This window comes from Pantoea sp. GM_Pan_3 (assembly GCF_026541045.1).
Taxonomy (GTDB): domain Bacteria; phylum Pseudomonadota; class Gammaproteobacteria; order Enterobacterales; family Enterobacteriaceae; genus Pantoea; species Pantoea anthophila.
The window spans coordinates 1049635-1076039 of record NZ_JALNVA010000001.1 but is presented as its reverse complement, the minus strand read 5'-3'; the positions used below and the strand labels follow the sequence as shown (position 1 = coordinate 1076039).

At 57.2% G+C, this 26405-nt stretch carries 22 protein-coding genes; 12 read left to right on the top strand and 10 right to left on the bottom strand.

Annotated features, from left to right (window positions below; all coding sequences use genetic code 11):
* Window positions 1-55: 55 nt before the first annotated feature.
* Genes glgX through treZ form a run of 3 tightly spaced genes read right to left on the bottom strand, consistent with a single transcriptional unit; the run spans window position 56 to window position 6491 of the window.
* Window positions 56-2131 carry a glycogen debranching protein GlgX gene (gene glgX, locus OXR04_RS05080; RefSeq protein ID WP_267369386.1) on the bottom strand — a complete coding sequence of 692 codons (2076 nt, stop codon included), beginning with the start codon at window positions 2129-2131 and terminating at the stop codon, window positions 56-58.
* A 50-nt stretch (window positions 2132-2181) separates the two neighbouring features.
* On the bottom strand, window positions 2182-4710 hold the full coding sequence (gene treY / locus OXR04_RS05075) for a malto-oligosyltrehalose synthase (protein ID WP_267369385.1): 2529 nt from the start codon (window positions 4708-4710) through the stop codon (window positions 2182-2184).
* Entirely contained in the window at window positions 4707-6491 is a 1785-nt protein-coding gene (gene treZ, locus OXR04_RS05070; protein WP_009090428.1) for a malto-oligosyltrehalose trehalohydrolase, read from the bottom strand. Before treZ ends, treY begins: the two co-directional genes overlap by 4 nt.
* 413 nt (window positions 6492-6904) lie before the next feature.
* On the opposite strand from treZ, the gene OXR04_RS05065 reads away from it, so the two are divergent.
* Window positions 6905-7198: a hypothetical protein gene (locus tag OXR04_RS05065; RefSeq protein WP_009090426.1), complete on the top strand. Its 294-nt coding sequence runs from the start codon at window positions 6905-6907 to the stop codon at window positions 7196-7198.
* Between the two features lie 36 nt (window positions 7199-7234).
* Here OXR04_RS05065 and OXR04_RS05060 read toward each other — a convergent pair whose 3' ends face one another.
* The gene (locus tag OXR04_RS05060; protein ID WP_009090423.1) at window positions 7235-8491 is read right to left on the bottom strand and encodes a mechanosensitive ion channel domain-containing protein; all 1257 of its coding nucleotides are present in this window, start codon (window positions 8489-8491) and stop codon (window positions 7235-7237) included.
* Between the two features lie 214 nt (window positions 8492-8705).
* Between OXR04_RS05060 and OXR04_RS05055 the strand changes: the two genes are divergently transcribed.
* Complete coding sequence (locus OXR04_RS05055) at window positions 8706-10364, top strand: methyl-accepting chemotaxis protein (protein ID WP_150029975.1); 1659 nt, start codon at window positions 8706-8708, stop codon at window positions 10362-10364.
* Window positions 10365-10449: 85 nt separating this feature from the next.
* Here the strand turns inward: OXR04_RS05055 and katE are convergent, their stop codons facing one another.
* Window positions 10450-12714: a catalase HPII gene (katE, locus tag OXR04_RS05050; protein ID WP_140028490.1), complete on the bottom strand. Its 2265-nt coding sequence runs from the start codon at window positions 12712-12714 to the stop codon at window positions 10450-10452.
* Between the two features lie 410 nt (window positions 12715-13124).
* Here katE and zinT point away from each other — a divergent pair, with 410 nt between their 5' ends.
* Complete coding sequence (zinT, locus tag OXR04_RS05045; RefSeq protein ID WP_230200820.1) at window positions 13125-13751, top strand: metal-binding protein ZinT; 627 nt, start codon at window positions 13125-13127, stop codon at window positions 13749-13751.
* Between the two features lie 79 nt (window positions 13752-13830).
* On the opposite strand, the gene OXR04_RS05040 is transcribed toward zinT, so the two are convergent.
* Window positions 13831-14196: an MmcQ/YjbR family DNA-binding protein gene (locus OXR04_RS05040; protein WP_267369384.1), complete on the bottom strand. Its 366-nt coding sequence runs from the start codon at window positions 14194-14196 to the stop codon at window positions 13831-13833.
* Window positions 14197-14297: 101 nt separating this feature from the next.
* Between OXR04_RS05040 and OXR04_RS05035 the strand changes: the two genes are divergently transcribed.
* Window positions 14298-15302 (top strand): UV damage endonuclease UvsE, encoded by a 1005-nt coding sequence (locus OXR04_RS05035; protein ID WP_267369383.1) that lies wholly within the window; start codon window positions 14298-14300, stop codon window positions 15300-15302.
* Here OXR04_RS05035 and OXR04_RS05030 read toward each other — a convergent pair.
* From OXR04_RS05030 to OXR04_RS05020, 3 genes are all read right to left on the bottom strand, one after another.
* The gene (locus OXR04_RS05030) at window positions 15299-16162 is read right to left on the bottom strand and encodes an SDR family oxidoreductase (protein ID WP_058956549.1); all 864 of its coding nucleotides are present in this window, start codon (window positions 16160-16162) and stop codon (window positions 15299-15301) included. The two genes, OXR04_RS05035 and OXR04_RS05030, sit on opposite strands and share 4 nt — an antisense overlap.
* 71 nt (window positions 16163-16233) lie before the next feature.
* Window positions 16234-17082: a manganese catalase family protein gene (locus OXR04_RS05025; protein ID WP_167428248.1), complete on the bottom strand. Its 849-nt coding sequence runs from the start codon at window positions 17080-17082 to the stop codon at window positions 16234-16236.
* Window positions 17083-17361: 279 nt separating this feature from the next.
* The gene (locus OXR04_RS05020) at window positions 17362-17619 is read right to left on the bottom strand and encodes a biofilm development regulator YmgB/AriR family protein (protein ID WP_033736266.1); all 258 of its coding nucleotides are present in this window, start codon (window positions 17617-17619) and stop codon (window positions 17362-17364) included.
* Window positions 17620-18170: 551 nt separating this feature from the next.
* Here OXR04_RS05020 and OXR04_RS05015 point away from each other — a divergent pair.
* Window positions 18171-18395 carry a hypothetical protein gene (locus tag OXR04_RS05015; RefSeq protein ID WP_009090413.1) on the top strand — a complete coding sequence of 75 codons (225 nt, stop codon included), beginning with the start codon at window positions 18171-18173 and terminating at the stop codon, window positions 18393-18395.
* Between the two features lie 649 nt (window positions 18396-19044).
* Entirely contained in the window at window positions 19045-19464 is a 420-nt protein-coding gene (gene umuD / locus OXR04_RS05010; protein WP_009090412.1) for a translesion error-prone DNA polymerase V autoproteolytic subunit, read from the top strand.
* Window positions 19465-19624: 160 nt separating this feature from the next.
* Here umuD and OXR04_RS05005 read toward each other — a convergent pair whose 3' ends face one another.
* Entirely contained in the window at window positions 19625-20551 is a 927-nt protein-coding gene (locus tag OXR04_RS05005) for a LysR family transcriptional regulator (RefSeq protein ID WP_033736264.1), read from the bottom strand.
* Between the two features lie 159 nt (window positions 20552-20710).
* Here OXR04_RS05005 and OXR04_RS05000 point away from each other — a divergent pair, with 159 nt between their 5' ends.
* The 6 genes from OXR04_RS05000 (at window position 20711) to citE (ending at window position 26377) form a co-directional block, all read left to right on the top strand.
* Window positions 20711-21799, top strand: a complete 1089-nt coding sequence (locus OXR04_RS05000; protein ID WP_140925235.1) for a 4-oxalomesaconate tautomerase — start codon at window positions 20711-20713, stop codon at window positions 21797-21799.
* A 79-nt stretch (window positions 21800-21878) separates the two neighbouring features.
* Complete coding sequence (locus OXR04_RS04995) at window positions 21879-23120, top strand: MFS transporter (RefSeq protein ID WP_140925237.1); 1242 nt, start codon at window positions 21879-21881, stop codon at window positions 23118-23120.
* Between the two features lie 74 nt (window positions 23121-23194).
* Window positions 23195-24058 carry a fumarylacetoacetate hydrolase family protein gene (locus tag OXR04_RS04990; protein ID WP_267369382.1) on the top strand — a complete coding sequence of 288 codons (864 nt, stop codon included), beginning with the start codon at window positions 23195-23197 and terminating at the stop codon, window positions 24056-24058.
* A 55-nt stretch (window positions 24059-24113) separates the two neighbouring features.
* The gene (citC, locus tag OXR04_RS04985; protein ID WP_267369381.1) at window positions 24114-25187 is read left to right on the top strand and encodes a [citrate (pro-3S)-lyase] ligase; all 1074 of its coding nucleotides are present in this window, start codon (window positions 24114-24116) and stop codon (window positions 25185-25187) included.
* 24 nt (window positions 25188-25211) lie between these two features.
* The gene (gene citD / locus OXR04_RS04980; RefSeq protein ID WP_009090400.1) at window positions 25212-25505 is read left to right on the top strand and encodes a citrate lyase acyl carrier protein; all 294 of its coding nucleotides are present in this window, start codon (window positions 25212-25214) and stop codon (window positions 25503-25505) included.
* Window positions 25502-26377 carry a citrate (pro-3S)-lyase subunit beta gene (gene citE, locus OXR04_RS04975; RefSeq protein WP_009090399.1) on the top strand — a complete coding sequence of 292 codons (876 nt, stop codon included), beginning with the start codon at window positions 25502-25504 and terminating at the stop codon, window positions 26375-26377. The genes citD and citE overlap by 4 nt, the downstream gene beginning before the upstream one ends.
* Window positions 26378-26405 lie beyond the last annotated feature (28 nt).

Here is a 26405-nt window from a genome sequence, read left to right as displayed (position 1 = left end):
AAATTCAAGCGCAGCGTCAGAGGCGCTGCGCCTGAAGCCTTACCGTCATCCCTAATCAGGGACGTCTGAACAGTGCGAAGCTGCGTCCTTCCAGCTCAAAATCCTTCTCTTTGGTGATGACCAGACCGCGTTTCGCCACGTCGCTGGTGGTCAGCTCCAGCACCCAGCCCCCTTCACCAAACTGCGGGATGCGGAAGGGCACGTTGCCCTCAAACGGGTTAAGCAGCATCAGCACATCGTGCCAGATGCCCTCTTCGGTCTGCAGGTCGGGCCGCCCGATATAGACGCCCAGCGTGGAGCCTTCATCCCACTGCTCACTCTGCTGGAACCCGCCGCCGGCGTTGAACCATTTGATATCCATGCCGTCGCGCCAGTTCTCCCGACGCAGCAGAGGCTGCTGAGCACGCAGGCTCAGGATCTGGCGGGTGAACGCACGCAGCGCTTCGGCGGATTCCGGCAGGTTATCCCAGTGAACCCAGGAGATTTCACTGTCCTGGCAGTAGCCGTTGTTGTTGCCCATCTGGCTGCGGCCAAACTCATCGCCTGCCAGCAGCATCGGCGTGCCGTGTGAGAAGATCAGGGTGGCGAGGAAGTTGCGCTTCTGGCGCTCGCGTACGGCGTTGATGCCTTCGTCGTCCGTCGGGCCTTCCGCGCCATAGTTGTACGAGCGGTTGTCATTGTGACCGTCGTTGTTATCTTCGCCATTCTCATCGTTGTGCTTGTCGTTGTAGGAGACCAGGTCGTTGAGCGTGAAGCCATCGTGCGCCGTCACGAAGTTGACGCTGGCCCACGGGCGACGGCCGTGCTGATCGTAAAGATCGCCGGATCCCAGCAGACGGGCGGCAAAGTCGGTCGAAACGTTGTTGCCCTTCCAGTAGTCGCGCACCGTGTCGCGATACTGGTCGTTCCACTCTGCCCAGCCTGGCGGGAAGCTGCCCACCTGATAGCCACCCGGTCCGATATCCCAGGGCTCTCCAATCAGCTTTTTCTGTGACAGGATCGGGTCCTGCATCACGGCATCGAAGAAGCCGCCGCGCGGGTCAAAGCCATCCGGTTCGCGTCCCAGAATGGTGCCGAGGTCAAAACGGAAACCGTCGATATGCATCGACTCAGACCAGTAGCGCAGCGAATCGAGCACCATCTGCAGCACGCGCGGATGCGAGGTATTGACGGTGTTGCCGGTTCCGGTGTCGTTGATGTAGTAGCGGTGCTGTTCCGGCAGGGTCCGGTAGTAGGAGAAGTTATCGATGCCTTTAAACGACAGCGTCGGCCCCAGCTCATTCCCCTCGGCGGTGTGGTTGTAAACCACGTCGAGGATCACCTCAATGCCGGCATCATGAAAGGCGCGAACCATGTCGCGGAAGCCCTGAATGCCGCGCGGGCCGAAGTAGCGGGTCGCGGGCGCAAAGAAGCCCAGCGTGTTGTAGCCCCAGAAGTTTTTCAGCCCTTTATCCAGCAGATGCTGATCGTCCGGGAACCAGTGCACCGGCAGCAGCTCGACCGAGGTAATGCCTAAGCTTTTGATGTAGTCGACGGTCGCTTTATGGCCCATGCCGTCAAAGGTGCCGCGCAGTTCGGGCGGCAGCGCCGTGTTGAGCTGGGTAAAGCCTTTAACGTGGGTTTCATAGATCACCGTTTTCGGCCATGGCACGTTCGGACGGTTCCGGTCCTGCCAGTCAAACTCGTTGGGATCTATAACCCGGCACTTCGGTGTAAACGGCGCGCTGTCGCGGCTGTCAAAGGTGAGATCTTTATCGTCGTGATAGAGATCGTAGGCGAAGTGCGCCTCGTTCCAGGCGATGTCGCCCGCCAGTTCGCGGGCGTAGGGATCGAGCAGCAGCTTGTTCGGGTTAAAGCGATGACCATTCTCCGGGTCGTAGGGACCATAGACGCGATAGCCATACAGCGCACCTGGCTTCAGACCCGGCACATAGCCGTGCCAGATTTCATGGGTATATTCCGGCAGCTCCAGACGGGCGATTTCCGTTTTACCGCTGGGATCGTACAGACAGAGTTCCACCCGCTCGGCGTGGGCACTGAACAGGGCGAAGTTTACGCCCTGACCATCAAAGTTTGCCCCCAGCAAATGGCTGTAACCCGCCGTAATTTCAAAACGCTGACTGTTTGACATTGATGCCTCGTTATTCAGTGAACAGATTGACGCGTAACAGAAAAAAGATTTCAGCGTGCCACCAGCACGGCGCACCACTGCGATGCCAGGTCGCCCAGCGCCAGCGCATCGCCTGCATCGAGCGTGTTACCGCTCAGCACATCCTCATAATGGCGCTGACGCAGCCCGTCCGGCAGGCCGAGGCTGATCTCTGCCCAGCGCGCCGCAGGCGGCTGATCCAGGTTTTCCGGCAGGGCGTCAAAGACCCGGCGCGACACAATGACAATCACCGCCTGATCCCCATGGGTGCGGGCAAAAGCCAGCACCTTGTCCGGCTGCCCACCCCCGGCTTCCAGCGCCAGATAGTTGCCGTGGCGGAACAGGTCAGGTTGCTGCTGGCGCAGCGCCAGCAGCTTCACAATCGCCTGCTGATTAACCTGGCCACGCCGCCAGTGGGCCTCACTGCCGTCGTGCTGCGGCGCACTGAGCATGGCGGCCAGCGCGTCAAAGTCGGGCTCGCGGCGGTTATCGGGGTCGACCAGGCTGAAGTCCAGCGCCTCGCTGCCCTGATAAATATCGGGCACGCCCGGCGCGGTGAGTTTCACCACGGTCTGGGTCAGACTGTTGACCAGGCCCGCGCGGATAAAGGGCTGCAGCGCCTCGCAGAAGTCATTAAGGAAGGCGTGACTGGCGGGCGAGAGCAGGTGACGGGCATAGCCCAGCACCGCCTCTTCATAGGCGTCATTGTTGTCGGCCCAGTCGGTGCGCAGCTTGGCTTCACGCAGCGCTTTTTCCACGTAAACCACAAAGCGGGCTTCCAGCGCCGCCAGACCTTCCGCGTCGTCCGGTTGCAGGGTGGTCGGCCAGACTCCGGCCAGCGCTTCATAGAGCATCCATTCGACCGCCGGCTCCGGTGCCGGGCCATCTTTCAGCCGCACGACCTGATCCTGATTCATCTCCCGCCAGCGGCTCACGCACTCCGCCCAGCGCTGCGGCGCTTCGGTCAGGGTATAGAGCCGCGCACGCGCATCCTCACCGCGTTTGGTGTCGTGCGTTGAGGTACCCGACAGTGCATCGGGCTGATGTTCGCGCCGCGCCTGCATTTCGGCGTGGAACTGCGCCAGCGAGAAGTGACGCGCCAGCGGTTCAGCGCCGACCTCATTCAGCGCCAGCGCCATGTGCTGACGGAAGAACAGCGTATCTTCGACAGACTTCGCCATCAGCGGGCCGGTCAGCTGCTGGAAGCGGGTGCGGAACTGCGTGGCATCCTCGCGGGCCGCAGAGGCGACCTCTGCCCGCAGAATCCGGGTCAGAAAGTCGAGCGCCGCGCTGTCTGGTGCCGTGGCGCTGGCTTTCACCTGGCCGACCACCTGCTCCAGCAGCTGCTGGTCGGCAGGGGTCAGGCCCTCCGGGGTGCCGTAGGTGCGATAGACCGGGAACGCCACCAGCAGCTCGCGCAGCGCATTTTTCAGCTCAGGCTCCGGCTGTGGCGTGCCCTCTGCGTCGGCAATCGTCAGCGCCAGCTGGAGTAACCGGTTGAATTCACCGGCAAAATTACGGTTCGCCATCAACAGTTTGGCGGCGCGCAGCTCCGCTTTCATGTCCACGGTTTTGCCAATCACCGCCTGATAGGCTTTGCGCAGGCCACTCAGGCGATCGCTGTCGACCAGCAGGTTGGCGAGCGCCGCCATAAACTCATAGCCGGTGGTGCCGGAAACCGGCCACTCATCCGGCAGCTGTTCATCCTCACCCAGGATCTTCTCCACGGTGAGGTAGCAGTCGGGACCCGCCGCCTGGCGCAGCTGCTCCAGATAGCCGCGCGGATCGGCCAGGCCATCGACGTGATCCACCCGCAAGCCCTGCACCGCGCCGCTGTGAACCAGTTCAAGAATCAGCTGGTGCGCTGCGTCAAAGACCGTTTTGTCCTCCACGCGCACGCCCACCAGACCGGTCACCTCAAAGAAACGCCGGTAGGAGAGGTCGCGCGGCGCATCGCGCCAGGACATCAGTCGCCACGGTTGCTGGTCATGCAGGGCCGCGATCTCTGCGGCATCGCGCAGGGCGAGCACCGCCTCTTCCCGATCCTGCCAGGTCCGTGGGTCCAGCGGGTAGAAATTGTCAAAGTAGGCCAGCGCCGGCTTGCCGCTCTGCGGATCGCGCTGCACGCTGATCTCGCCATTCGCCAGCACCGCCTCAAAGGTGTCACCGAGGAACGGCAGTGTCAGGCGACGTGACCAGTCGATATCAAAATAGCTGGCGTAGCGACTCTGTTCGCCATGTTCGATTACGTCGCGCCACCACGGGTTCTCCAGCGACGCGGCCATATGGTTCGGCACAATGTCGAGGATCAGGCCCAGTCCGGCGGCCTGCAGCGCGGCGACCATCCGATCAAATCCTTCGCGTCCGCCAATGGCGGACTCGATCTCGTTGACGTCGGTGACGTCATAGCCGTGGGTGGACTCCGCGGTCGCGCTGAAGATCGGCGAGGCGTAGAGATGGCTGATCCCAAGCTGTTTCAGATAGGGCACCAGCGCCGCGGCGCGGTCAAAGGTCATGCCGTTGCGGAACTGGATGCGATAGGTTGCGGTTGGAATAGTCATGCGGTTTCTCCCTTAGCCAGACGCACCACGATAGAGTCAGGCGCGAGTTCAGTTGCGGCCTGCGGCCAGGCAAACAGGGTTTTACCCGGCAGATCGGGGATCGGTTGCGTGCGGTTGCTGACGTTCAGCGCCAGGGAGAGCGTGCCCGCCGGGAAGTCCCAGCGCACCGCGAGGAAGCCCTCTGACGTCGTGATCACCTGGCCGGCGTCCCCCCCGGCGCTCTGCAGCAGCGGCACGATATGCTGCTGACGCAGGCTGAGCAGCTGGCGCGTCAGTGCCAGCCACTGCTGGCCTTCCGGCGTCTCCCTCTTCTGCCAGTTAAGTTTCGACTGTTCAAAGGTGGTCACATCATTAGGGTCCGGCACGGTTTCACCGTGACCGGCATGGCCTTCAAATTCTCTGGCGCGGCCTTCGCGCACCGCTTTAGCCAGATCGCCGTGGAAATCGGTGAAGAACAGGAACGGCTGGGTTTCGCCATACTCTTCGCCCATGAACAGCAGCGGGATATGCGGCGAAACCAGCAGGGTGGCCAGCAGCACCTGAGTGCGCGCGGCGCCAGCCAGGCTGATGAGCCTTTCACCCTGCGCCCGGTTGCCCGTCTGATCGTGGTTCTGGATAAAGTCGACAAAGGCCACCGGCGGCTGGCTGCTGCTTTTCACCCCACGCGGTTCACCTGACTGCTTCGACACTTCGCCCTGATAGACAAAGCCTTCTGCCAGCGCCCGCGCCACCTGCTGCGCCGGATGATCGGCAAAGTCCTGGTAGTAAGCGTGATCTTCCCCGGTCGCCAGCACATGCACGGCGTTGTGGAAGTCATCGTTCCACTCCCCCGTGAACAGCGGAGCGTCGCCTTTTTCATCACGCGGATGAAGGAAGGTGACATTGCGGCAGTCTTCGGTGGTGAGATGGATAGGGCGATCGGTAATCGTCGAGCGGATACGCTCGGCAATCTCAATCAGCACATGCTTTTCGCTGGGATCGTCAATCTGATCGATGGCGTCAAAACGCAGGCCGTCGAGATTAAACTCCTGCAGCCAGTAGAGCGGCGCCTCCACTATGTAGCGACGTACCGCATCAACGTCATAGGCGATGCCTGCCCCCCACGGCGTCTTGCGCTCCTGATGGAAGAAGTCAGGCGAGAGCAGGGGCAGATAGTTGCCCTCCGGGCCGAAGTGGTTCAGCACGATATCGAGCACCACCGACAGACCGTGGCCGTGCGCTGCGTCGATAAAGGCTTTGAAATCATCGGGTGTGCCGTAGGCGGCGTGCGGTGCGTAGAGCAGCACGCCGTCGTAGCCCCAGCCGCGGTTGCCGCCAAACTGCGACACCGGGAGCACCTCGATCATGGTAATGCCGGTTTCCGCCAGCACCGGAAGCTTTTCAATCGCGGCCCGGAAAGTGCCTTCGGGGGTAAAGGTGCCGATGTGCAGCTCATACACCACTGACTCCGGCCACGGACGGCCGCGCCACGCGGTGTTCTGCCACTGATAAGCATCAGGATCGATCACCAGAGAGGGGCCGTTGACCTCCGCTTTCTGGGCGCGGGCGGCGGGATCGGGCACGGCTGTGCCATCGGCCAGCACAAAGTCATACTCCGCGCCGGCGGCCACACCGGCAACCTGCGTCTCAAACCAGCCGTCAGCCTGCGGGGTCATCTCTATGTCTTTACCGGAGAGGCGCAGCGTCACACGTTGCTGGCCGGTTGCCCAGAGGCGAAAACGCACCTCATCACGGGCAACCCGTTCAGCGCCCCAGCTTTTGGAAAAAGATTTGGATTCCATTCAGTTGCCTCATTTAGCCTGGAAATGCGCAATGGCGTCCATCGCGCGAAAAGGATGTTGATCATGCAAATGTCAAAAATCATAAACCTGCCAGCGAGACCAGGATGCCGGGTGGGCCGGCGCGTCTCTTCAGCCAGGAAGCTGGACTGGTATTCAGTGTGATGCGGTGGAAAAGGGCGGTGAGACCGCTTCCACGCGGCTACAGTGAATAATCATAGACTAAGATGTTGCCCTCGCCGGGCGGCGGAGGGGCTGGTGAACAAAATTTGCGTTTATGACGCTGAATCAGCGTGATCCGGGATGAGTGAAAGCGGGGGCGGCGCAGAAAAGGCTGACGGAGGGGGCGGATTCGCTATAAGCTCAGGCACGTCCGGACAGGCTCGCCCGTGACGCTGAATGTTTAAGGAGAGGATGTGAGGAAAAACGCCCTGTTAGCCGTGTTGCTGCTGCTTTCTGCCTGCTCTAACCGGGTCGGACACCGGCTGGACAATTCGCATCTGCAGCAGATTCATGCCGGTCAGACCACCAAAGCCCAGCTGATCGCCCTGTTCGGCCAGCCCGACAGTGAAACGCCCTACCCGGACGGGCAGCGGCTGCTGAAATGGACCTACAGTGAGGCGCGCACTCTGAATACCACCGAGGGGCAGACGCTGACCGTGCAGATGAAAAATGACAGAGTGCTGAACTATGCGCTGAGTAAAAGCTGAACCGCGCGGCAGCAGGGGCCGCCGCGCGTGGGGGGATTACTGTTCGCTGCTCTGCTGCGCGTCCCGGCTTCCGGGGTGCGGCTGAGCCAGCCGGGCGAAATCGGACCCCGCCGGATGCTGATAGATCTGCAGTTCAAACAGACGGGCCATCGAATAGATAAACTCAAAAATTTCCGCCTGGGTATTCTCATAATCCACCCACAGAATGGAGGAGGTGAAGCAGTAGATCTCCACCGGTAACCCATCCGGTGACGGTTTCAGCGGCCGCACCACGATATACATCTCTTTCTGAATATCGTGACGCTGGGCGAGCCAGGCGGTCAGGAACTTACGAAACACCATCAGATTGGTAATGCCGTTCTCCATAAACCAGCGGTCGCCCACAGCGCTGATGTCGCGCCCGTCCAGCAGCCCGGTAATCGCTTCGCTGGCGATGCGGATCTGGCTCATCGACTGCAACATCTCCTGATTCACAAAGGTGATCGACTTCTGATCCAGATAAAAGCTGCGCATGATACGGCGCGCACCGGAGGAGAACATCGCCTGCCAGTTCGTGTAGGTCTCGGTCAGGAAGTTCTTGGTCGGGATGCGCGAAATGGTGTTGTCCCAGTTGCGGATGGTGATGGTGTGCAGCGCAATATCGATCACCTCACCACTGATATTGTTATCCGGCATCTCAATCCAGTCGCCCAGCTGCAGCACGTCGTTGGAGGAGAGCTGAATATTGGCCACCAGCGACAGCAGCGTATGCTGAAAGATCAGCATCAGGACGGCGGCCACCGCACCCAGCGAGGAGATGATGATCGCCGGTGACTTGTTGGACATAATCGCCAGAATCATGATCGCGGCGATAATGTGCACCAGGATTTTACCGATCTGGATGTAGCCTTTAATCGAGTGATTCTTGCGCTTCGATTTGCGCGAATAGGAGCTGTTAACGATCTCCAGCACTTCGTTGAAGAAGATCGACAGATAGATAAAGAACAGGATGCCGCAGATGGTCTGCACGGCGATCTTCAGATGCTCCGGCAGGCCGGGCATGAACTGCAGGAAATTGTAGACCACAATGACCGGCACAAAATTGGAGAGCTTCTGCGAGAGGCGCACATCTTTGTCCAGCGGCACGCCCTGCTTGTGGCTGCTGAAGAAGACTTTCCTGACCACTTTGACGATGAAGAATTTGCAGATCAGGTGAGTGACCATCCCGGCCATAATCAGCAGCAGCAGGCTGAAGCTGGCCGACAACACGCTGTTTCCCTCAATAAAACGCATCAGACTCTGTATGTAATGCATGATAACCACGTGCAAAAAATGTAAGGGGCGAATTCAACCACAGCAGAGGGGCGGATGTTAAGCGGCGAATGCGCTCAGAGGCCTTCGCGGCGCTTTTTTTGTCCGGCTGAGTGTGCCTGGCATCACGCCGTGAAAAAGCTTTTCCATCAGGCACTCAGATAAACGCGGCGCTGGCCGATAACGCTACTATCTCCTCTGATATGAGCCTGCTCACATGATAAAAAATCTTAAAATAACGCACGGTATTCTGGCGGTGCTGGCCGTCTTCATCATTTTACTCACCCTGACCGGTTTCCTGTTCTACAACGGCATGGCAAAAGCCGATAAAAACTTCGTGGCCGCTGAGCAGCTGACGCTGCAGCAGCAGCACCTGAGCGATGCCGTGAAAACCCTGATCAAAACTCGCGTCACCATCAACCGTGTGGCGATCCGTTTCCTGAAGAATCAGCAGGACCCGAAATCGCTGGCGGCGATGGCGACGCTGCTGGAGCAGGCGGGGCAGTCTGCGGCGGCGGCCGACGCCGACTTCACCGCCTGGCAGGGGCTGACGCAGCAGGAGAAACAGAGCGACGCGCAGGCGACGCAGGTGAAGGCGGCCTATCAGCAGATGCGTGAAACCATGCTCGCCTCCATCACCTTTCTGAAGCAGGGCAACTATCCGGCTTACGGCAACCTGGAGGCGCAGGCCGCCCAGGATCAGCTCGACAGCGCCTATCAGGCCTGGCGTGCGCTGAACATCCAGCTGATGAAAGCGACCTCCGAGCATAATCAGCGCAGCCTGACGGATGCACTCTGGACGCTGCTGACCATCGGCCTGATTACCGTTGTGGTGGCCGCAGCGGTCTGGATCGGGCTGCAAAAACTGCTGGTTGGCCCGCTCGGCAGGCTGACCGGTTACATGCGTGCCATCTCGGGCGGTGATTTAACCTCCGCGATTCAGCAGGAAGGGCGCAATGAGATGGGGCTGCTGGTTCAGGAGCTGCAGCAGATGCGCGATGCGCTGGTGGTGACCATCACCTCGGTTGATGACGCTACCCGTTCAATCTTCACCGGTGCGGCGGAGATTTCCGCGGGCAGCAGCGATCTCTCCTCCCGCACCGAACAGCAGGCCGCCGCGCTGGAGCAGACCGCGGCCAGCATGGAGCAGCTCACCTCGACGGTGAAACTCAACGCCGACAACGCCCGCCAGGCGACCACGGTGTCAAAAGAGGCGTCAACCACAGCGGTGCAGGGCGGCGAGACGGTGGCCCGGGTCATCGCCAACATGGATCAGATCAGCGAAAGCTCCGGTCAGATCGCCGGGATTATCGCTATTATCGACAGCATCGCGTTTCAGACCAACATTCTGGCGCTGAATGCGGCCGTTGAGGCGGCGCGCGCCGGGGAGCAGGGCCGGGGATTTGCGGTGGTGGCGGGTGAAGTGCGATCGCTGGCTGGCCGCAGCGCCACGGCCGCGCAGGAGATCCGCGGCCTGATTGACCGCTCTGCTGAGCGGATCAGAACCGGTGCCGGTTACGCCGCGCAGGCGGGCAGCGCGATGGAGAGCATCGTGACATCGGTAAGCCGGGTCACGCAGCTGATCGAAGAGATCGCCGCCTCCTCGACCGAACAGACTCGTGGCATTGAGCAGGTCTGCATCGCCGTCTCAGAGATGGATGGCGTTACGCAGCAGAACGCCGCGCTGGTGGAGGAGTCTGCCAGTGCCGCCGCCTCGCTGGAGGAGCAGGCAAGTTACCTGCGTAAAACGGTCGCGGTTTTCAAAACCGGCACGCTGCACGCCGCGTTTTCAGCCGCACCGGTCGCGAAGGCGATCGCCGCGCCACAGCGTCAGCCTGTCGCCGTGGCAGACAACGACAACTGGCAGAGCTTCTGACGGGAACGCCTTTTACGTCAGGGTTCCGCTTTCTCCGCCATAAAAAAAACCGCCCGGGGGGCGGTTTTTTTATTCACTTAACGCATCAGGCCGGAACAGACTGCGCCTTCTGGCTGCGGGACCAGACGCGGTGCGCTTTCATCGCCTGCGTAAATTCAGAGGTCAGGGCGCTTTCCGCCGAGTCACCCTGCACGATGCCTTCTTCCTGATCGCCATCACCCAGACCGAACTGCGCTTTGAAGCGGCGCGCGTCGCCCACCAGGCCAATGACCTTGAGGTGCTTATAGGCTTCCAGCAGGAAGTAGCGGGCATCACCACTTAACAGCAGCGCATCGATGTTGCCATCCGGTACGATCACCGCATCAAAGGTCAGCGAAGGCAGACCGGCGAAGGTGGCGTCGATCGGCAGTACGGAACCATCGTCGGCACGCACCTGGCCCATGTGCGGCGCCAGAAGTTTGGCGTGCACACCTTCCGCTTTCAGCGCCTGCAGGATCGCCAGCACACCGTCCGCTTTCACGCCGTCGCTCAGCAGCAGTGCAACCTGACGGCCTTTGATCTCGCCATCCGGCACGGCATAGAGGCTCAGGCTGTCATCTTTGGTCAGGCCGTTGACCGGTGCCGGCGGCTGGATATTGCGCTGCTCGTCGGTCAGGGCGATGCCCAGATTGTCGGCCACACCCTGCGCCAGTTTGGTATCGATGCGCGCCAGATGATCCACCACGCGCTCACGAATATAGGCACGTCCTACTTTGCTCAGCTCAAACGAATAGGCACCGATGATGTGCTGCTGCTCAACCTCGGTCTGGCTCTGCCAGAACAGGCGCGGCTGGGCATAGTATTCGCCGAAGGAGGGGCTGCGCTCGCGCACCTTGTGGCCTTCGATCCGCTCCTGATAGCTCTCGAAGCCGCCGCCTTTCGCCGCCGGTGGGGTTTCACGCGGCCAGTTGTCGTTGATCGAGTTCGGCTCGTAGTTAGCCGGGTTGGTGTCGATGTCCTGACGATGCATCCCCTGACGCTGGAAGTTATGGTAAGGGCAGGTCGGACGGTTAATCGGGATCTCGTGGAAGTTCGGGCCGCCCAGACGACTGATCTGCGTGTCGGTATAGGAGAACAGGCGACCCTGCAGCAGCGGATCGTTGGAGAAATCGAGCCCCGGCACGATATGACCCGGATGGAATGCCACCTGCTCGGTTTCGGCAAAGAAGTTGTCCGGGTTACGGTTCAGCACCATTTTGCCGACAATTTCAACCGGCACCAGCGCTTCCGGGATCAGTTTGGTGGCATCGAGAATGTCGAAGTCAAATTTGAACTCATCCTCTTCCGGGATCAGCTGCAGGCCCAGTTCATATTCCGGGAAATCGCCCGCTTCAATGGCTTCCCACAGATCGCGGCGGTGGAAGTCCGGATCGCGGCCGGTCAGTTTCTGCGACTCATCCCACAGCAGTGAGGCTTTACCGGCCACCGGCTTCCAGTGGAAGCGGACAAAGGTCGCTTTGCCTTCGGCGTTAATCAGGCGAAAGGTGTGAATCCCGAAGCCTTCCATGGTGCGATAGCTGCGCGGAATGCCGCGATCAGACATCGCCCAGATGACGTTGTGCATGGTTTCCGGCTGCAGGGAGACATAATCCCAGAAGGTGTCATGGGCGCTCTGGCCCTGCGGGATTTCATTGTGCGGCTCCGGCTTAACGGCGTGCACAAAGTCAGGGAATTTATGCGCATCCTGAATAAAGAACACCGGGGTGTTGTTACCGACCAGGTCAAACACGCCCTCTTCGGTATAGAACTTGGCGGCGAAACCGCGGATATCACGCACGGTATCGGCAGAGCCAGCACCCCCCTGTACGGTGGAGAAACGCACGAAAACCGGGGTGGTCTGATTCGGATCGCTGAGGAACTGAGCTTTGGTCAGATCTTTCAGTGAGCGGTAAGGCTGAAAGTAGCCGTGTGCCGCTGAGCCGCGTGCATGCACGATACGCTCAGGAATACGCTCATGGTCAAAGTGCGTGATCTTCTCACGCATGATGAAGTCTTCCAGCAGGGTCGGACCGCGTGTACCGGCTCGCAGGGAGTTCTGGTCATTGGCGATGCGGGTGCCCTGATTGGTGGTCAGCGGCTGGTTCGTGCCGTTTTTACGGCTGGCTTCAAGCTGGTCGAGTTTGGCGTTGTGGGTCTGTGGCGCTTTAAGGCTGCCTGGGGCGGTAGGCTGCTTGCCTGGCGGAGTGGGTTCAGCGGGTGGCTGATGCGAACCATCTTTCGGCGCCAGCGAACCCAGACCCGGCTCTGACGACTCTGGTCCGGTGGTGGGCGCACGGTGGCTCAGGGGTTTCTTCTCAGTTTCTTTCGACATTAATCCATGCTCCGGCTGTTGTTTTATTTTCGACGACACTAAATATAGAACAACCTGAACAATGCTGAGGGTAAACGGGGCATTTAATCCGGATGGCTGCCTCTTTTTCGTCCGGCTGAAAACATACGCTTATCTCCGGGTACGCCTCGTCGCTTCGCTTATTCACCCCCTGTGCCGTCTGGCTTATCGGCGGGTCAGTGCCCGCCCGCCAGGCCATCCGCTCTGTTTTCCCTCCGCCGGCCTGGCCTGCCATCTCTCCCCGCTGAGGCGCTGAACCGGGGAGAGAACCATAAACAGATTTAATGTTGATAAAGCGGCAAATGGGTTGAATATGGAAATGTTATATCATAACATTTCATTTTGTAACTTTTACTGAGGGTCAGGTTGTGGTGAATCATGCAGGTAAATGGATAGGGATCGTAGCGGCGCTGTTAATCACGCAGCAGGTGCAGGCACACGGCAGTCACGCACATGGCAAACCGCTGTCAGCGCAGGAGCAGAAAGCCGCAGAAGGGGTCTTTGCTGACAGCGACGTGAAAGATCGTTCGCTTTCTGACTGGGATGGGCTGTGGCAGTCGGTCTATCCGCTGCTGCAGAGTGGCGAGCTGGACCCGGTCTGGCAGAAAAAAGCGCAGCAGGATCCCCATAAAACGGCCGCAGAATATAAAGAATATTATCGCAAAGGGTATGCCACCCGCGTCGATACCATCGGTATTGAAAATGGCGTGATGGAGTTCCACGTGGGCGACCAGGTCAGCGCCTGTCACTACCGCTATGACGGCTATAAAATCCTGACCTACAGCTCCGGCAAAAAAGGGGTGCGCTACCTCTTTACCTGTGAAGACGCGAACAGCCGCGCGCCAAAATATGTGCAGTTCAGCGACCATACGATCGGACCGCGTAAGTCCGCCCATTTCCATATCTTCACGGGCAACGACTCTCAGCAGGCGCTGCTGGCGGAGATGGAGAACTGGCCGACCTATTATCCCTACCAAATGATGAATGCTGAGGTGGTGGAGGAGATGCTGCACCACTAAGCGCGGGGTAAGATGGCTCACGGGTAACGGCGGGTCGGGCTCCTGTCCGCCGTCCTTCTCCTGACCCGTGGCCGCGCTGTCAGCCCACCCAGACCGGGCGGCGCGAAGCGGGGATACTCCTCACGACCCGGCGATAAGCCTCCTCCACCAGTTGCTGAATCAGGCCGGGCGAGAGGCCGTCACCGGGCGAGACTGTGATCCAGTGACGCTTATTCATGTGATAGCCGGGGGTAATAGAGGGGTAGATGACCCGGTGCAGCTCTGCCTGCTGCGGCTCACATTTCAGCGTGATGATGGGCACCCCGCGCAGTTCGGTCAGCAGCAAAAACACTTTTCCACACACTTTATATACCTGATGTTTCGGCCCGAACGGATAGCTGCATTCTGCGGCGGGCAGCCGCTCCGCTGCGTCGATGGCGATGCGCTGGATTTCATGGCCCTGCATAGCGTTTCTCCCTGTCACTCTATAGCCTGCCTCTGCGCCCCGCGACTGGCTGGTCGCCAGAGGCCTGTTACACTTCTGATAAGCATCAATCAGGAGCAGTCATGAAATTAGGCTTTGCATGTAAGTATCTCAACAGTGATGGCAAACAATTTTTCCCGTTTCGCGCCACCACCCGTAAACGGTTTCTGAGTTTATCGCATGATGAACGTTATCAGCTGCTCCATGAGATCAGCGTGACCAATCTGAATCATCTTTATCAGACGCTGGAGCAACTGGCTACCTTACCCGCGCCTCTCCGGATGATGCGTATCGGCAGCGATCTGCTGCCGCTTTACACCGTGCCCGAAGCCACGCCGCTGTTTGCGGCGTTTCTGCCCGAACTCCATCCGCTGTTTGCCCGCTGTGGTGAACTGGCGCGGGCAAACGATATCCGGCTCTCCTTCCATCCGGGCCAATACACCGTGCTGGCCTCCGATAATCCCAATGTGGTGACGCGCGCGCTGGAGGATGTGGAGTATCACACGCTCTGCGCCACGCTGATGGGCTACGGCAAACAGTTTCAGGATTTCAAAATCAACATCCATATGAATGGCAAGGCGGGGTTCGACGGATTTAAACGCGCCTTTAAGCAGCTCAGCCCGGAAGCGCAACGGATGCTGACGGTGGAGAATGATGAGATCTCCTGTTCACTGGATGACGTGCTGCAGGCGGCACCGCTCTGTCCGGTGGTGCTGGATATTCACCATCACTGGGTAAAAGAGAGTGAGTTTATTCAGCCAGACGATCCGCGTGTTGCCCGCGTCATCGACTCCTGGCGCGGCGTGCGTCCGGTGCTGCACTACTCGGTTTCGCAGGAGGGGATCATTCCGCCGGAGGGCTGGCCCGATCAGGCTGCGCTGGGGGTGAGCAAAAGCAAACTGCGGGCGCACTCTGATTACTTCTTTAACCCGACGCTGAATGGATGGGCGCTGTCGTTTCAGGATTTCGACATTATGTGCGAAGTGAAAATGAAGAATCTGGCGCGGGAACCGCTCTACGCCTGGGCGATAGCGCAGCAGCGGATAGCCGATCCCCTGGCAGAGTGTGCCAGGGAATCGTCCTGTTAAATAATCGCCACGCCGCCGGTGACGGCGATGGTTGCCCCTGAAATGTAGCTGCCTTCGTCACTGGCCAGCATCACATAGGTGGGTGCCAGCTCAGCAGGCTGACCGGCCCGCTGCAGCGGCACTTCGCTGCCAAAGTTTTTCACCTGTTCAACCGGCATGGTTGAGGGGATCAGCGGCGTCCAGATAGGGCCGGGCGCGACCGCATTGGCGCGGATACCTTTTTCAGCCAGCAGAGCGGCCAGTCCGCCGGAGAAGTTGACGATGGCGGCTTTAGTGGCCGAATAGGCGAGCAGCTTCGGTTTTGGCTGATCGGCATTGATTGAGGCGGTGTTGATGATCGACCCGCCCGCCGGCATATGCCGGGTGGCGGCTTTGGTCAGGTAAAACATCGCGTAGAGGTTGGTTTTCATGGTGCGGTCAAACTCTTCATCGCTGATCTCATCCAGCGACATACGCGTCATCTGAAAGGCGGCGTTGTTGACCAGGATGTTAACCTCCCCGAACGCCTCTACGGCCCGATCGACCAGCGCATTACAGTGAGACGCCTCGGTAATATCGCCGGGCATCAGCACGGCTTTGCGACCGGCGGCCTCCACCAGCCGGGCCGTATCCTGCGCATCTTCATGTTCATCGAGGTAGGAGATCAGCACATCGGCACCTTCGCGGGCAAACGCAATGGCGACAGCCCGGCCAATTCCGGAGTCGCCACCGGTAATAATGGCTTTTTTACCCGTCAGGCGGCCTGATCCCTGATAGCTCTCTTCGCCATGATCGGGCTGCGGCTGCATCGCGGCAGTGCTGCCTGGCCACGTCTGCTGCTGTTCGGCGAAAGGCGGCTGTGGACGCTGAGTGGATGACATGGATGTTCCTCCAGTAAAAGGGGCGAAACCTGTCAGGGCGTCACTCCCCGACAGGCGTGCAGCATGAGTGATTAAGGTTTCGGCGGCGTGATACCGTCAATCTGCTCTGCCTGGGCACCGGAACCCGGGCGGGCGTTACCGAGAAGCGGTTCGTCACCCAGAATATCGGGCTGCTGTTTCGCGCTGAACTGACCCTGACCATCGTAAGCCGGACCGCTGCTCCAGCGGCCTTCCGGCAGCGGTTTATCCAGTGAGGTGTTCAGGCAGTAGTAGGCGTGTTCCTGCGCCTCATTTTCCTGCGGGAAGCTGTTCGGGATCGGCAGTGAGGCGTTCAGTCCGCCCATCTCCTCAATCACCGCCAGCCACTGCTGCTGGTGCATGGTGTCCCTGGCGATCAGGAACGAGAGGAAATCCTTCATGCCTTTATCTTCGGTCATGTTGTAGAGACGGGTAGCCAGCACGCGACCGGTGGCCTCTGCGGTGACGTTGGCCAGCATATCCGCCGCGACGTTACCGGAGGCGTAAATGTGGCTCATGTCGAACGGCATCCCGTTGGCGTTCACCGGCATTGCGGCCAGGCCGGAAGAGAGAATATGGCGCGGGTTCATGCCGCCCAGAATCGCATTGACCACCGGATCTTTCGCGGAGGCTTCCTGGTAAGAGAGGGGGGCACCTTCCAGATTAAGCGCCACGGCGTAGCCCAGCATTTCGATATGGCTCAGCTCTTCGGTGGCAGTTGAGATCAGCAGATCGCGAATCCGCACATCACCGCGTGCGCCCATTGCCTGGAAAAAGTATTGCATCGCTACACGAATTTCACCTTCGACGCCGCCGATGGCCTGCTGTAACAGCATGGCAAACTCTGGATCGGGTTTCTCTACACGAACCGGAAATTGAAGTTTTGATGAATGATGAAACATGATTATTTTCCTCGTCTGTGTTTGCAGGAGATGCAGAAAAAGCCTGGACACAGATATCGGATAAATAAAGCGAACCGAGAGCAATTAACCGCAATTGATGGTGAAATAAGCGGCAAAAATGGTTAAATCTGGCACGATATCTGGCTGTAAGAGAGGGCGGAAAAGAGGGGGACAGAAAGGGGGGTTGCAGGACAAAAAAAAGCCCCTTATCAGGGGCAGATTCCGGACAGGAAACGCATCCATGCTAATTCGCGTTCCATCGTAACAGACACAGGTTTTTTAGCTGGCGCTGGCTGCCGGCGCACGCTGCAGAACATGTTCGAGAGCCTGACGGTAAACGTCCTGTTTAACCACGTCACGCTCACTCTCCAGGCGGTTAATCAGGCCCAGCACGACGTCTTTATCGGAAACGTGAGCTTTAGCGCGGGCGAGTTCAGCATGGACAGCCGCGATAACCTGTTTTTCAGTCGTCAGTGTCTTGCCAGAGTTCATGAAGTAATCAGAAATCTGAGACTCTGTATTCATCGTAGGTTGCATGTCAGGCCTCATAAGAAATTGGGGGTTGATGCGTCGATTCAGATCCGGTGACCGGCAGACGCAAAAAAAAATTGCATCTGAAGGTGGAAATCCACAACACCTTCAGATGCGGTGCAAAGCACCCTTCGTTACAAGTGATTTATCGTCACGCAGTAAAGTTATACAAGAATGAGAAACTTGTACAATGAAATCTGATAAAAGTGTACTGGTCGGAGGTGTTGGCGGGTTGAGTTTTCCGTGAAAATGGCAGGTTTTGTTCTTTTATGTGAGTAAATACAGTGGGTTAATTTATCATCCCGGCCAGCGTAACGGGAAGGGCAAGGCACCCGTTTATTTTGCGGCCACCCGGTAAAAACGTTACAACTGCCTTTTTTACGCCGTTTTTCTCCAGAAACCTGTACAACCTGTACAGGTTTCTGCGGTGCACAGGATCAGCGTGCAACGCGGCTGCTGGAATCCTGACCGTCCGGCCGGTCAGGACGCATAATTCACTTCACACGCCCGAGGCAGAAGACTAAGGTTGACCCCTAATTCATCACAAGGAAACAATCATGGTTCACGACTATTTCGCGATACCGCCTGCGGGCATCACTCAGGAGCAACACAAACGTTCGGTCGCCGTGGCGGCTGCCCTGTCAGTGGCAAAAGAGTCCGTCAGCGCCTCGACCTCGGCTACCGGCTCTAAAGCCTCCTGGGACCTGCAGGCAGTGGCCAATGAAATTGGCAATCTGGCCGACGCGATTCAGGATGCGCTGGAGAGCGACAGCGCGGTTTAAACGCTGACGGCGAGGCCACCGCCGCCGCTGAGACGGAAGAGAACAGGGCGGTGGCAGCGACCCGCACAGCCTGCGAACAGTCGCTGTCGGGCACTGCCGGAAAGGGGGTATCTCATCGCCCCCGGCTCAGACTGAATAGCGTGGCAGAGCCTGTGATCTGCTTATTTCCTTTCTCCCGACCGCTCCGCGCTTCTTGTTTTTGCGCACGATCACTCTCTTATCTGACCTCTTTTCATTCCCGGAATGATTCAGCGCACGCGGCTGAACATTCTCTTTTTCTGCCTGCGATAAATGTCCTTCAGCCAGCGTCACCGCATTAAGGCTGTCGCGCGTTGCCGTTTAAAAAAGCGGAATAATCAGGCTGCGTTGCCTGTTTAAATGGCCGCCGGGCGTGATCCGATTGTGCTTAAGTTAAAAAGTCAGCGGGTGAATTTATAAGAAGAATGAATGTAAGTCGCTCTCAGCGTTATTTTATCGCTGCGGAGAAAATCATCTGATTTCGCTTAATATCGCGGCAGCCAGAAAGAAAGATTAAAAAAAGTGTGTGGTTGTCAGGCGCTTTACTTAAAAACACCTCGTTTCGCTTGATTAAAAGGGGGATTCAATATTACTGTATTTATATACAGTAATCCGGAAGAGGAGAACAATGATGGAATTTATCAAACCTGCGGACATACGCGCCGCAATGGCCTTGCCGCTCTATATCGAACGTGTCCCGTGCGGATTTCCCTCCCCGGCGCAGGACTATGTTGAACAGCGTATCGATCTGAATACGCTGATGGTACAGCACCCCAGCGCCACCTATTTTGTCCGGGTCAGCGGCGAATCGATGATAGAGGCGGGCATCAATGATGGTGACATGCTGGTGGTCGACAGCTCTCTCACCGCCGGGCATGGGGACATCGTGGTAGCCGCCGTCGACGGGGAATTTACCGTGAAACGCCTGCAGCTTCATCCCTGCCTGCAACTGATGCCGATGAACACCAAATTTAAGCCCATCGCCATCCAGACTGAAGATGTGCTGGAAGTGTTTGGCGTCGTCACCTTTGTGATTAAATCGACGCACTAAGCATGTTTGCGCTGGCCTGACTGAATGCCGCTATCCGGCAGAAAGCATCGGTGCGCTGATGCAATGAGACAGGCGCGGAGAGCCCGCTTCAGCCGGACTCTCCGCGCCTGCACTAGCCTGGCAAGCACCACGGCACGCGCGTCACAGGCGAGGGCGACATTCATGTCGTGAATTGACCAATCCAGGGGTTATGGGTTTCCTGAGACCAGAGCTGTGACAGCCGTTCCCGGAACTTTTCCGCCGCCGGACTGAGTCCCGTCTCTCTGCGCTGAACCAGGCCCAGCGTGCGTCGGATCACTGGTTCAACCAGCGGACGGCTGACAAGAACAGGGTGTTCATCCATGGGCATCGCCAGGTTCGGCACCACCGCGACACCCAGGCCCGCCTCCACCATACCGAGTGACGTTGAGAGATGTCTGACCTCGTAAAACCAGTCGGGTTTAAAGGTTCCGCCCTCCAGCGCCTGGTCGATCAGCGATCGGTTACCGCTTGAGCGCCGCACACCAATCAGTCTTGAACCCGCCAAATCTTCCCAGGTCACCAGTGGTTTTTGCGCCAGCGGGTGATCGCGCCGGCAGGCGAGAACAAAGGGTTCATTGACTAGCGGGCTAAAATCGATGTTGGGATGTGTGATGTTTATCATATTTATGCCGAAATCTGCGTCGCCATTTAAGACGGCTTCGAGGCAGTCGCTGGCACTGTGTTCCAGAATCCGGATACGAATGTTGGGATAGAGATTGTTAAAATCTCTGATAGCGGAGGGCAGAAAGTAGAACGCCGCCGTGGGCAGGCAGGAGAGGGTAATCACTCCGCTCTGATGTGTTGCCATCTCCTTAATACTGAGAATCGAGCTTTCATAGAAGTCGATTAAATTCTTCGCTTTAGGTAAAAACTCTCTGCCAACCGCCGTAAGCCTGATATTTCTTGTCGTCCGTTCAAATAGCGTTGTTCCCAGGTTCTCCTCCAGTTTCTTAATTCTGCGTGTTAACGCAGGTTGTGAAATGTGAAGAAAGTGCGAGGCTCTTGTGAAACATCCAATTTCTGCAATTTTAACAAATGCTTGTATTCCCTGAAGCTCATGCTGCATGACCGTTCACGCCTTATTGTGATGAAGGTTTAACCACACTAACTCAGTGGGTATCTATGCGCAAAGAGTATTAATGACGCGAATATTGACATTAGAGTTATCGATGGCGCTGTGGAATTTTGATGCTGTTCTTATCACTATCAGAAATGAGAAAAGATCATGCTAAAGATTCCTTGCGTACTGATGCGGGGCGGGACGTCGAAAGGGCCGGTGATTCTGGCCAGCGATTTACCGGCCAATGTTGAAGAGCGTGACGCTGTGCTGCTGGGGCTGATGGGCGCAGGCCATGAGCTCGAAATTGATGGTATTGGTGGCGGAAGTCCCCAGACGAGCAAGGTGGCGATTGTCAGTCCGTCACAGCACCCGGATGCCGATGTCGATTATCTTTTCGTTCAGGTGATGGTCAACGAGCGACGGGTCGATACCACGCCTAACTGCGGCAATATGCTCTGTGCTGTCGGGCCTTTTGCGATTGAAAAAGGGCTTGTCAGCGCCACCTGTCCCGTCACCACCGTGCGAATTCGTAATCTTAACACCGGCACTCTGGTCGACGCAGAGGTGCAGACGCCTGACGGGCGTGTCACTTATGAAGGCGACACACACATCGACGGGGTTCCCGGCACCGCAGCGCCTCTGGGACTGACCTTTCTGAATTCGGCTGGCTGTAAGACCGGTAAATTACTGCCTACCGGTAACGTTATCGATCGTATCGACGAGGTTGAGGTGACCTGTATCGATATGGCCATGCCGATGATGCTCATTGATGCGGCTCAGCTGGGAAAAACGGGCTATGAAAAACCGGCAGAGCTGGAAGCGGACCGCGCATTTATGGCGCGCCTGGAGCATCTTCGTCGTCAGGCTGGCCGGGCGATGGGGCTGGGTGACGTCGCTGACAAAGTGATCCCTAAACCTGTCCTGCTGAGCAAACCCCAGGCGGGAGGGACGATTAGCGTTCGTTACTTTATGCCGCATGCCTGCCACCGCTCGCTGGCGATTACCGGGTCGATCGGCATTTCAACCGCAACGCGCATTGAAAACTCTGTCGCTCACCGCGTGATTGCCGGACAGCCAAAGATGCCATACACCAATATTATCGATATTGAACATCCCGGCGGGAAAATTTCCGTTTCATTAACCAATGACAGTCATGAAATAGAAAAAACGCGGGCCGCGGTTATCCGGACATGCCGCAAACTTTTCGAGGGCGTTGTCTGTGTGCCGGATGCTGTCATTCCAGCAGTTATTTAATTACTGACCTCTGATAAAAATAATAGCCGCGCAGGCGAGCTATCGCTTTCTGTACCCTGAAAATAATATTGAGGATGTTATGACTATAACGACCGATAAAAAAACAGACCCCATGAGTGAGGTCAAAGCTGGTGCTTACCTTCGCATCATTCTGGCCCTGGCTTTATCCGGGCTGGCCGAATTAGCCTCGCTGTTCTTTATTCAGCCACTGCTGCCGGTTCTGGCGGTGGAATATGACGTTCCTGTCAGTCAGGTGAGTATTATTCTCTCCGCCGAGACCGCCTTACTGGCGTTCGGTCTGTTATTTACCGGAACGTTATCCGACCATTATGGCAGAAAACGATTAATCATCGTTTCGCTGCTGGCAGGGGGGATATTGACGCTTCTCTGCCCGCTGGCGCAATCGTGGGCATTGCTGGTCGCTCTGCGCGCCGTTATCGGACTGGCACTCAGTGGTATTGCGGCGGCGGCAACCGCCTATATCAGTGAAGAAGTGGCGCCGGTGGTGGCTGGCGTTGTCACCGGTTACTTTGTGTTTGGCAACTCCATGGGTGGCATGTCCGGGCGTATTATTGCCAGTCAGCTGATTGAACATATTTCTATAAACACCATCTTCTATGGATTTGCCGCCAGCCTCATCGTCGTGGCGATCCTGGTTAATTTCCTGTTGCCCGCCTCACGCAATTTTAAGCCGACTGAAAATCTGAATGTATTGTGTGTGGTGAAGGGCGCGGCGGCACACTTTAAAAATAAAAATCTCTCCAGGGTGTTTATTCTCAGTTTTATTATTTTTGGTGTCTTTACCTCACTCTATAACTATCTGGCTTTTTTCCTGAAGGGCGAACCCTTCAATATTACGCCAGCCAATGCGGGTCTGATCTCCTTCAGCTTTGCCCTGAGTTTCTTTACTGCACCGCAGGCGGGCCGGTTTGCCGAAAAATATGGCAGCATGACGGTACTCAGAATGCTCTTTGCCATGATGGCGCTGGGCATGCTGCTGACGCTGGTGAATAACGTGGCCATCTTTATCGTCGGGGCGGTTATTTTCACGGGCTGTTTCTTTGGCTGTCATGCAATTGGTCTGCGCTGGGTCAGCAAAAATGCCACCCATGCGCGGGGGCAGGCGGTCGCACTCTATCTTTTCTTCTACTACATGGGCGGCTCAGTGATTGGCTTCGTCAACGGCTTTGTCTTCCATGGCACCGGCTGGCACGGAATGACCGCTTTCATTATCGCCCTGCTGGTCGTGGCTGCCGTAGTGGCCACGTCGCTGGCGGGTGGGGAACAAAAAAAGCTGGTGCCCGCCACGCCCGTGAAATAACCCCGTAAACACCTTCACGCCGTCTCTGGCGGCGTGAACCCGGACAGATGTGAACAGAAGAAGCAGGCTCTATTATGAAACTAACCAGTTACAGTCATCACGGCCGTAAAAGCTACGGCATCTTTACCGAGAACGGCATTATCGACCTGGGTAAAAGAATCGGTCATACCTGGCCTGATCTGAAAACCTTACTGCAGCAGGATGCCATCAACGTTGCCCGGCAATATCAGGATGACCCTGCCGACGTCAGGGTGAGTGAGATTACCTTCCTGCCTGTCATTGAAACACCCGAAAAAATCTTTTGTGTCGGCATGAATTACGCCGAAAAACGTCAGGAGTTTGCTGAAACCAGCGATGCGCCAACCCTGTTTATCCGGTTTCCTGACTCCCAGACCGGGCATGGAACGCCGGTCGTTAAACCGGCCTTATCCAGCGAGTTCGATTACGAAGGGGAGCTGGCCGTGATTATTGGCAAACCGGGCAGCAATATCGCGGTAAGTGAGGCGATGCAGCACGTTGCCGGCTACAGCTGCTATATGGATGGCTCCGTGCGTGACTGGCAGCACGCCTGGTTTACCGCCGGTAAAAACTGGCCGCATACGGGCGCCTTTGGCCCCTGTATGACGACGGCGGATGCCATTCCGGACCCGCATGCTTTGTCAATTCAGACCTGGCTGAACGGCAGGCTGGTACAGAATGATTCCACAGCCAGCATGATCCATAAAATTGCTGACCTGATTAGCTACATTACCACCTTCACTTCACTCAGTGCCGGAGACGTCATTATTACCGGCTCGCCCGGTGGCGTTGGCAAAAAGCGCACGCCGCCCCTCTTTATGTATGAAGGCGACCAGGTCGACGTGGTTATTGAAAATGTCGGGCACCTGACCAACACGATTGTGGAATCCGATCCGCAGCATCAGCGACTGGCGTCGTAGTTTCTGCCAGTGACAACGGAATGTGACCCTCAACGGTATTTTCAGGAGTAACCCGATGTATAGCGACCAGGCGCTGACGTTCGAAACGGTTGACACCCGCCACGTTACGCTGCGGGAAGAGATCCGCCTTTTTCTGGCAGGGAATGGATTAGGCATGGATGAGGATATTGAGCAGTTCGTTGTGGCGCGCTGCAAACGGGATCTGGTGGCCTGTGCAGGCATCGCGGGCAATACCTTAAAATGCGTCGCGGTGGAAAGCGGCTGGCGCGGAACCGCACTGGGGCTGAAGATCGTTCATGAAGCGGAGGTGCAGGCTATTCAGAATGGCGAGCATCAGCTCTTTCTCCTGACTACGCCAGAGAGGGTGAAAGCCTTCCGGGGATGCGGATTCTATCCGCTGGTGACGCTGGATAACCGCGCCACGCTGATGGAGAACACGCCGGTCGGCATCGATCACTACTGCAGAAAGCTACGTGATCATCATCGGGGTCAGGCCGATCACGTTGGTGCGATTGTCATGAATGCCAATCCGTTTACCTCCGGACATCGCTATCTCATTGAGCAGGCTGCACACTCCTGCGACTGGCTGCATATTTTTGTGGTCGAAGAGGATTTATCGGCGTTCTCCTTTCAGGAACGTTTCGCGATGGTCCAGGCGGGGGCACGGCATATTCCGAATGCCTCGGTTCATCCCGGCTCGCGCTATATTATTTCGCGCGGGACTTTTCCCGGTTATTTTCTGAAAGAGAAGCAGATCGTGAATGACGTCTTCGCTGCCATCGATCTCATCTTATTCCGTCGCTACATTGCGCCTGCGTTAAATATCACACAGCGGTTTGTCGGAACAGAACCCTTTTGCAAAGTTACGGCGCACTATAACCATGCGATGCATAACTGGCTCGAAGATGAGGCGATAATGCCAGACGCCATCATTAACGTGACTGAGATCGCCAGAATAACGGATGAAAATAATCTGCCAATATCGGCTTCTGCGGTAAGGGCGGCATTAAAAAGAAAGGATATGGATGCGGTTAAACGAATGGTGCCCGCCACGACGCTGCCTTTTTTAACCCGGTGGCTGTCACACCACGCTTTTACGCAGCCAGATTATGACCTGGCGAACGTCTGATAAATCAGTATTCAGGAAAATAAAATGAAAATAGTTAAGGCGGCTATTGCCGGCACGCTGGAATCCAGCGACCTGGTGGTTAAAGTCAGCCCCGGTGAAGAGGGGCTGGAAATTACGATCCGCAGTGAAGTTTTTAAACAGTTTGGCGAACAGATTGCCGCCGTGGTGAAAGAAACGCTGGCGGCACTTAATGTGACCCAGGGGGAAATTGTTATTGAAGATAAAGGGGCGCTGGATTGCGTTATTCGCGCCAGACTGCAGGCGGCAATATTGCGTGGCGCAGATCGCACCGATATCGTGTGGGAAAAAATATCATGAAAAAATTACGTCGCAGCATGCTTTTTTTACCCGGTTCAAGTGCCGCCATGCTCTCCACGGCTTTTATTTATCGCCCCGATTCAATCATGTTTGATCTGGAAGATGCCGTTTCATTAAAAGAGAAAGACAGCGCGCGGCTGCTGGTTTTTCATGCCTTACAGCACCCGATGTATAAAGAGATCGAAACGGTGGTCAGAATTAATCCGCTGAATACCCCCTTTGGGCTGAAAGATGTTGAAGCGGCGGTTCGGGGCGGCGCGGATGTTATTCGCTTACCGAAAACAGATACGCCGGATGATATTGATCAGCTGGAAAGTGAAATTGCCCGCATCGAGGCGGAATGTGGCCGTCCGGTGGGGTCAACAAAACTGATGGCGGCGATTGAATCGGCTGTCGGCGTGATTAATGCGGTCGCTATCGCCAAAGCATCGCCGCGTTTAATGGGCATCGCGCTGGCGGCCTTTGATTACGTGATGGATATGCAGACGGAGCGGGGCGACGGCGCCGAACTTTTTTATGCGCGCTGTGCGGTATTGCATGCGGCGCGTGGCGCAGGGATCGATGCGTTTGATGTGGTCTATGCCGACATTGATGATGAGGCGGGTTTTTTAAAAGAGGTGGAGCTGATTAAACGTCTGGGATTTAACGGCAAGTCGCTGATCAATCCCCGGCAGATTGAGATCGTACACAACGCCTACGCGCCCACGCAGGAAGAAGTTGATTACGCAGAGCGCGTGATTGCTGCAGCAGAAGAGGGGGATCGTCAGGGGCTGGGCGTGGTGTCGCTGAACGGAAAAATGATTGATGCGCCGATTATCAACCATGCCCGCGTCGTCCTTGACCGTAAAAACGCCTCCGGCGTCCGTCAGTAGCCCTTCCGCCCCGACTAACAGGATGAAA

Excerpts from the sequence above, each read along its gene's own strand:
- glgX (WP_267369386.1), bottom strand. The coding sequence starts at position 2,131 with ATGTCAAACAGTCAGCGTTTTGAAATTACGGCGGGTTACAGCCATTTG.
- treY (WP_267369385.1), bottom strand. The coding sequence starts at position 4,710 with ATGACTATTCCAACCGCAACCTATCGCATCCAGTTCCGCAACGGCATG.
- treZ (WP_009090428.1), bottom strand. The coding sequence starts at position 6,491 with ATGGAATCCAAATCTTTTTCCAAAAGCTGGGGCGCTGAACGGGTTGCC.
- OXR04_RS05060 (WP_009090423.1), bottom strand. The coding sequence starts at position 8,491 with ATGCATTACATACAGAGTCTGATGCGTTTTATTGAGGGAAACAGCGTG.
- OXR04_RS05055 (WP_150029975.1), top strand. The coding sequence starts at position 8,706 with ATGATAAAAAATCTTAAAATAACGCACGGTATTCTGGCGGTGCTGGCC.
- katE (WP_140028490.1), bottom strand. The coding sequence starts at position 12,714 with ATGTCGAAAGAAACTGAGAAGAAACCCCTGAGCCACCGTGCGCCCACC.
- OXR04_RS05040 (WP_267369384.1), bottom strand. The coding sequence starts at position 14,196 with ATGCAGGGCCATGAAATCCAGCGCATCGCCATCGACGCAGCGGAGCGG.
- OXR04_RS05035 (WP_267369383.1), top strand. The coding sequence starts at position 14,298 with ATGAAATTAGGCTTTGCATGTAAGTATCTCAACAGTGATGGCAAACAA.
- OXR04_RS05030 (WP_058956549.1), bottom strand. The coding sequence starts at position 16,162 with ATGTCATCCACTCAGCGTCCACAGCCGCCTTTCGCCGAACAGCAGCAG.
- OXR04_RS05025 (WP_167428248.1), bottom strand. The coding sequence starts at position 17,082 with ATGTTTCATCATTCATCAAAACTTCAATTTCCGGTTCGTGTAGAGAAA.
- OXR04_RS05020 (WP_033736266.1), bottom strand. The coding sequence starts at position 17,619 with ATGCAACCTACGATGAATACAGAGTCTCAGATTTCTGATTACTTCATG.
- OXR04_RS05015 (WP_009090413.1), top strand. The coding sequence starts at position 18,171 with ATGGTTCACGACTATTTCGCGATACCGCCTGCGGGCATCACTCAGGAG.
- umuD (WP_009090412.1), top strand. The coding sequence starts at position 19,045 with ATGGAATTTATCAAACCTGCGGACATACGCGCCGCAATGGCCTTGCCG.
- OXR04_RS05005 (WP_033736264.1), bottom strand. The coding sequence starts at position 20,551 with ATGCAGCATGAGCTTCAGGGAATACAAGCATTTGTTAAAATTGCAGAA.
- OXR04_RS05000 (WP_140925235.1), top strand. The coding sequence starts at position 20,711 with ATGCTAAAGATTCCTTGCGTACTGATGCGGGGCGGGACGTCGAAAGGG.
- OXR04_RS04995 (WP_140925237.1), top strand. The coding sequence starts at position 21,879 with ATGACTATAACGACCGATAAAAAAACAGACCCCATGAGTGAGGTCAAA.
- OXR04_RS04990 (WP_267369382.1), top strand. The coding sequence starts at position 23,195 with ATGAAACTAACCAGTTACAGTCATCACGGCCGTAAAAGCTACGGCATC.
- citC (WP_267369381.1), top strand. The coding sequence starts at position 24,114 with ATGTATAGCGACCAGGCGCTGACGTTCGAAACGGTTGACACCCGCCAC.
- citD (WP_009090400.1), top strand. The coding sequence starts at position 25,212 with ATGAAAATAGTTAAGGCGGCTATTGCCGGCACGCTGGAATCCAGCGAC.
- citE (WP_009090399.1), top strand. The coding sequence starts at position 25,502 with ATGAAAAAATTACGTCGCAGCATGCTTTTTTTACCCGGTTCAAGTGCC.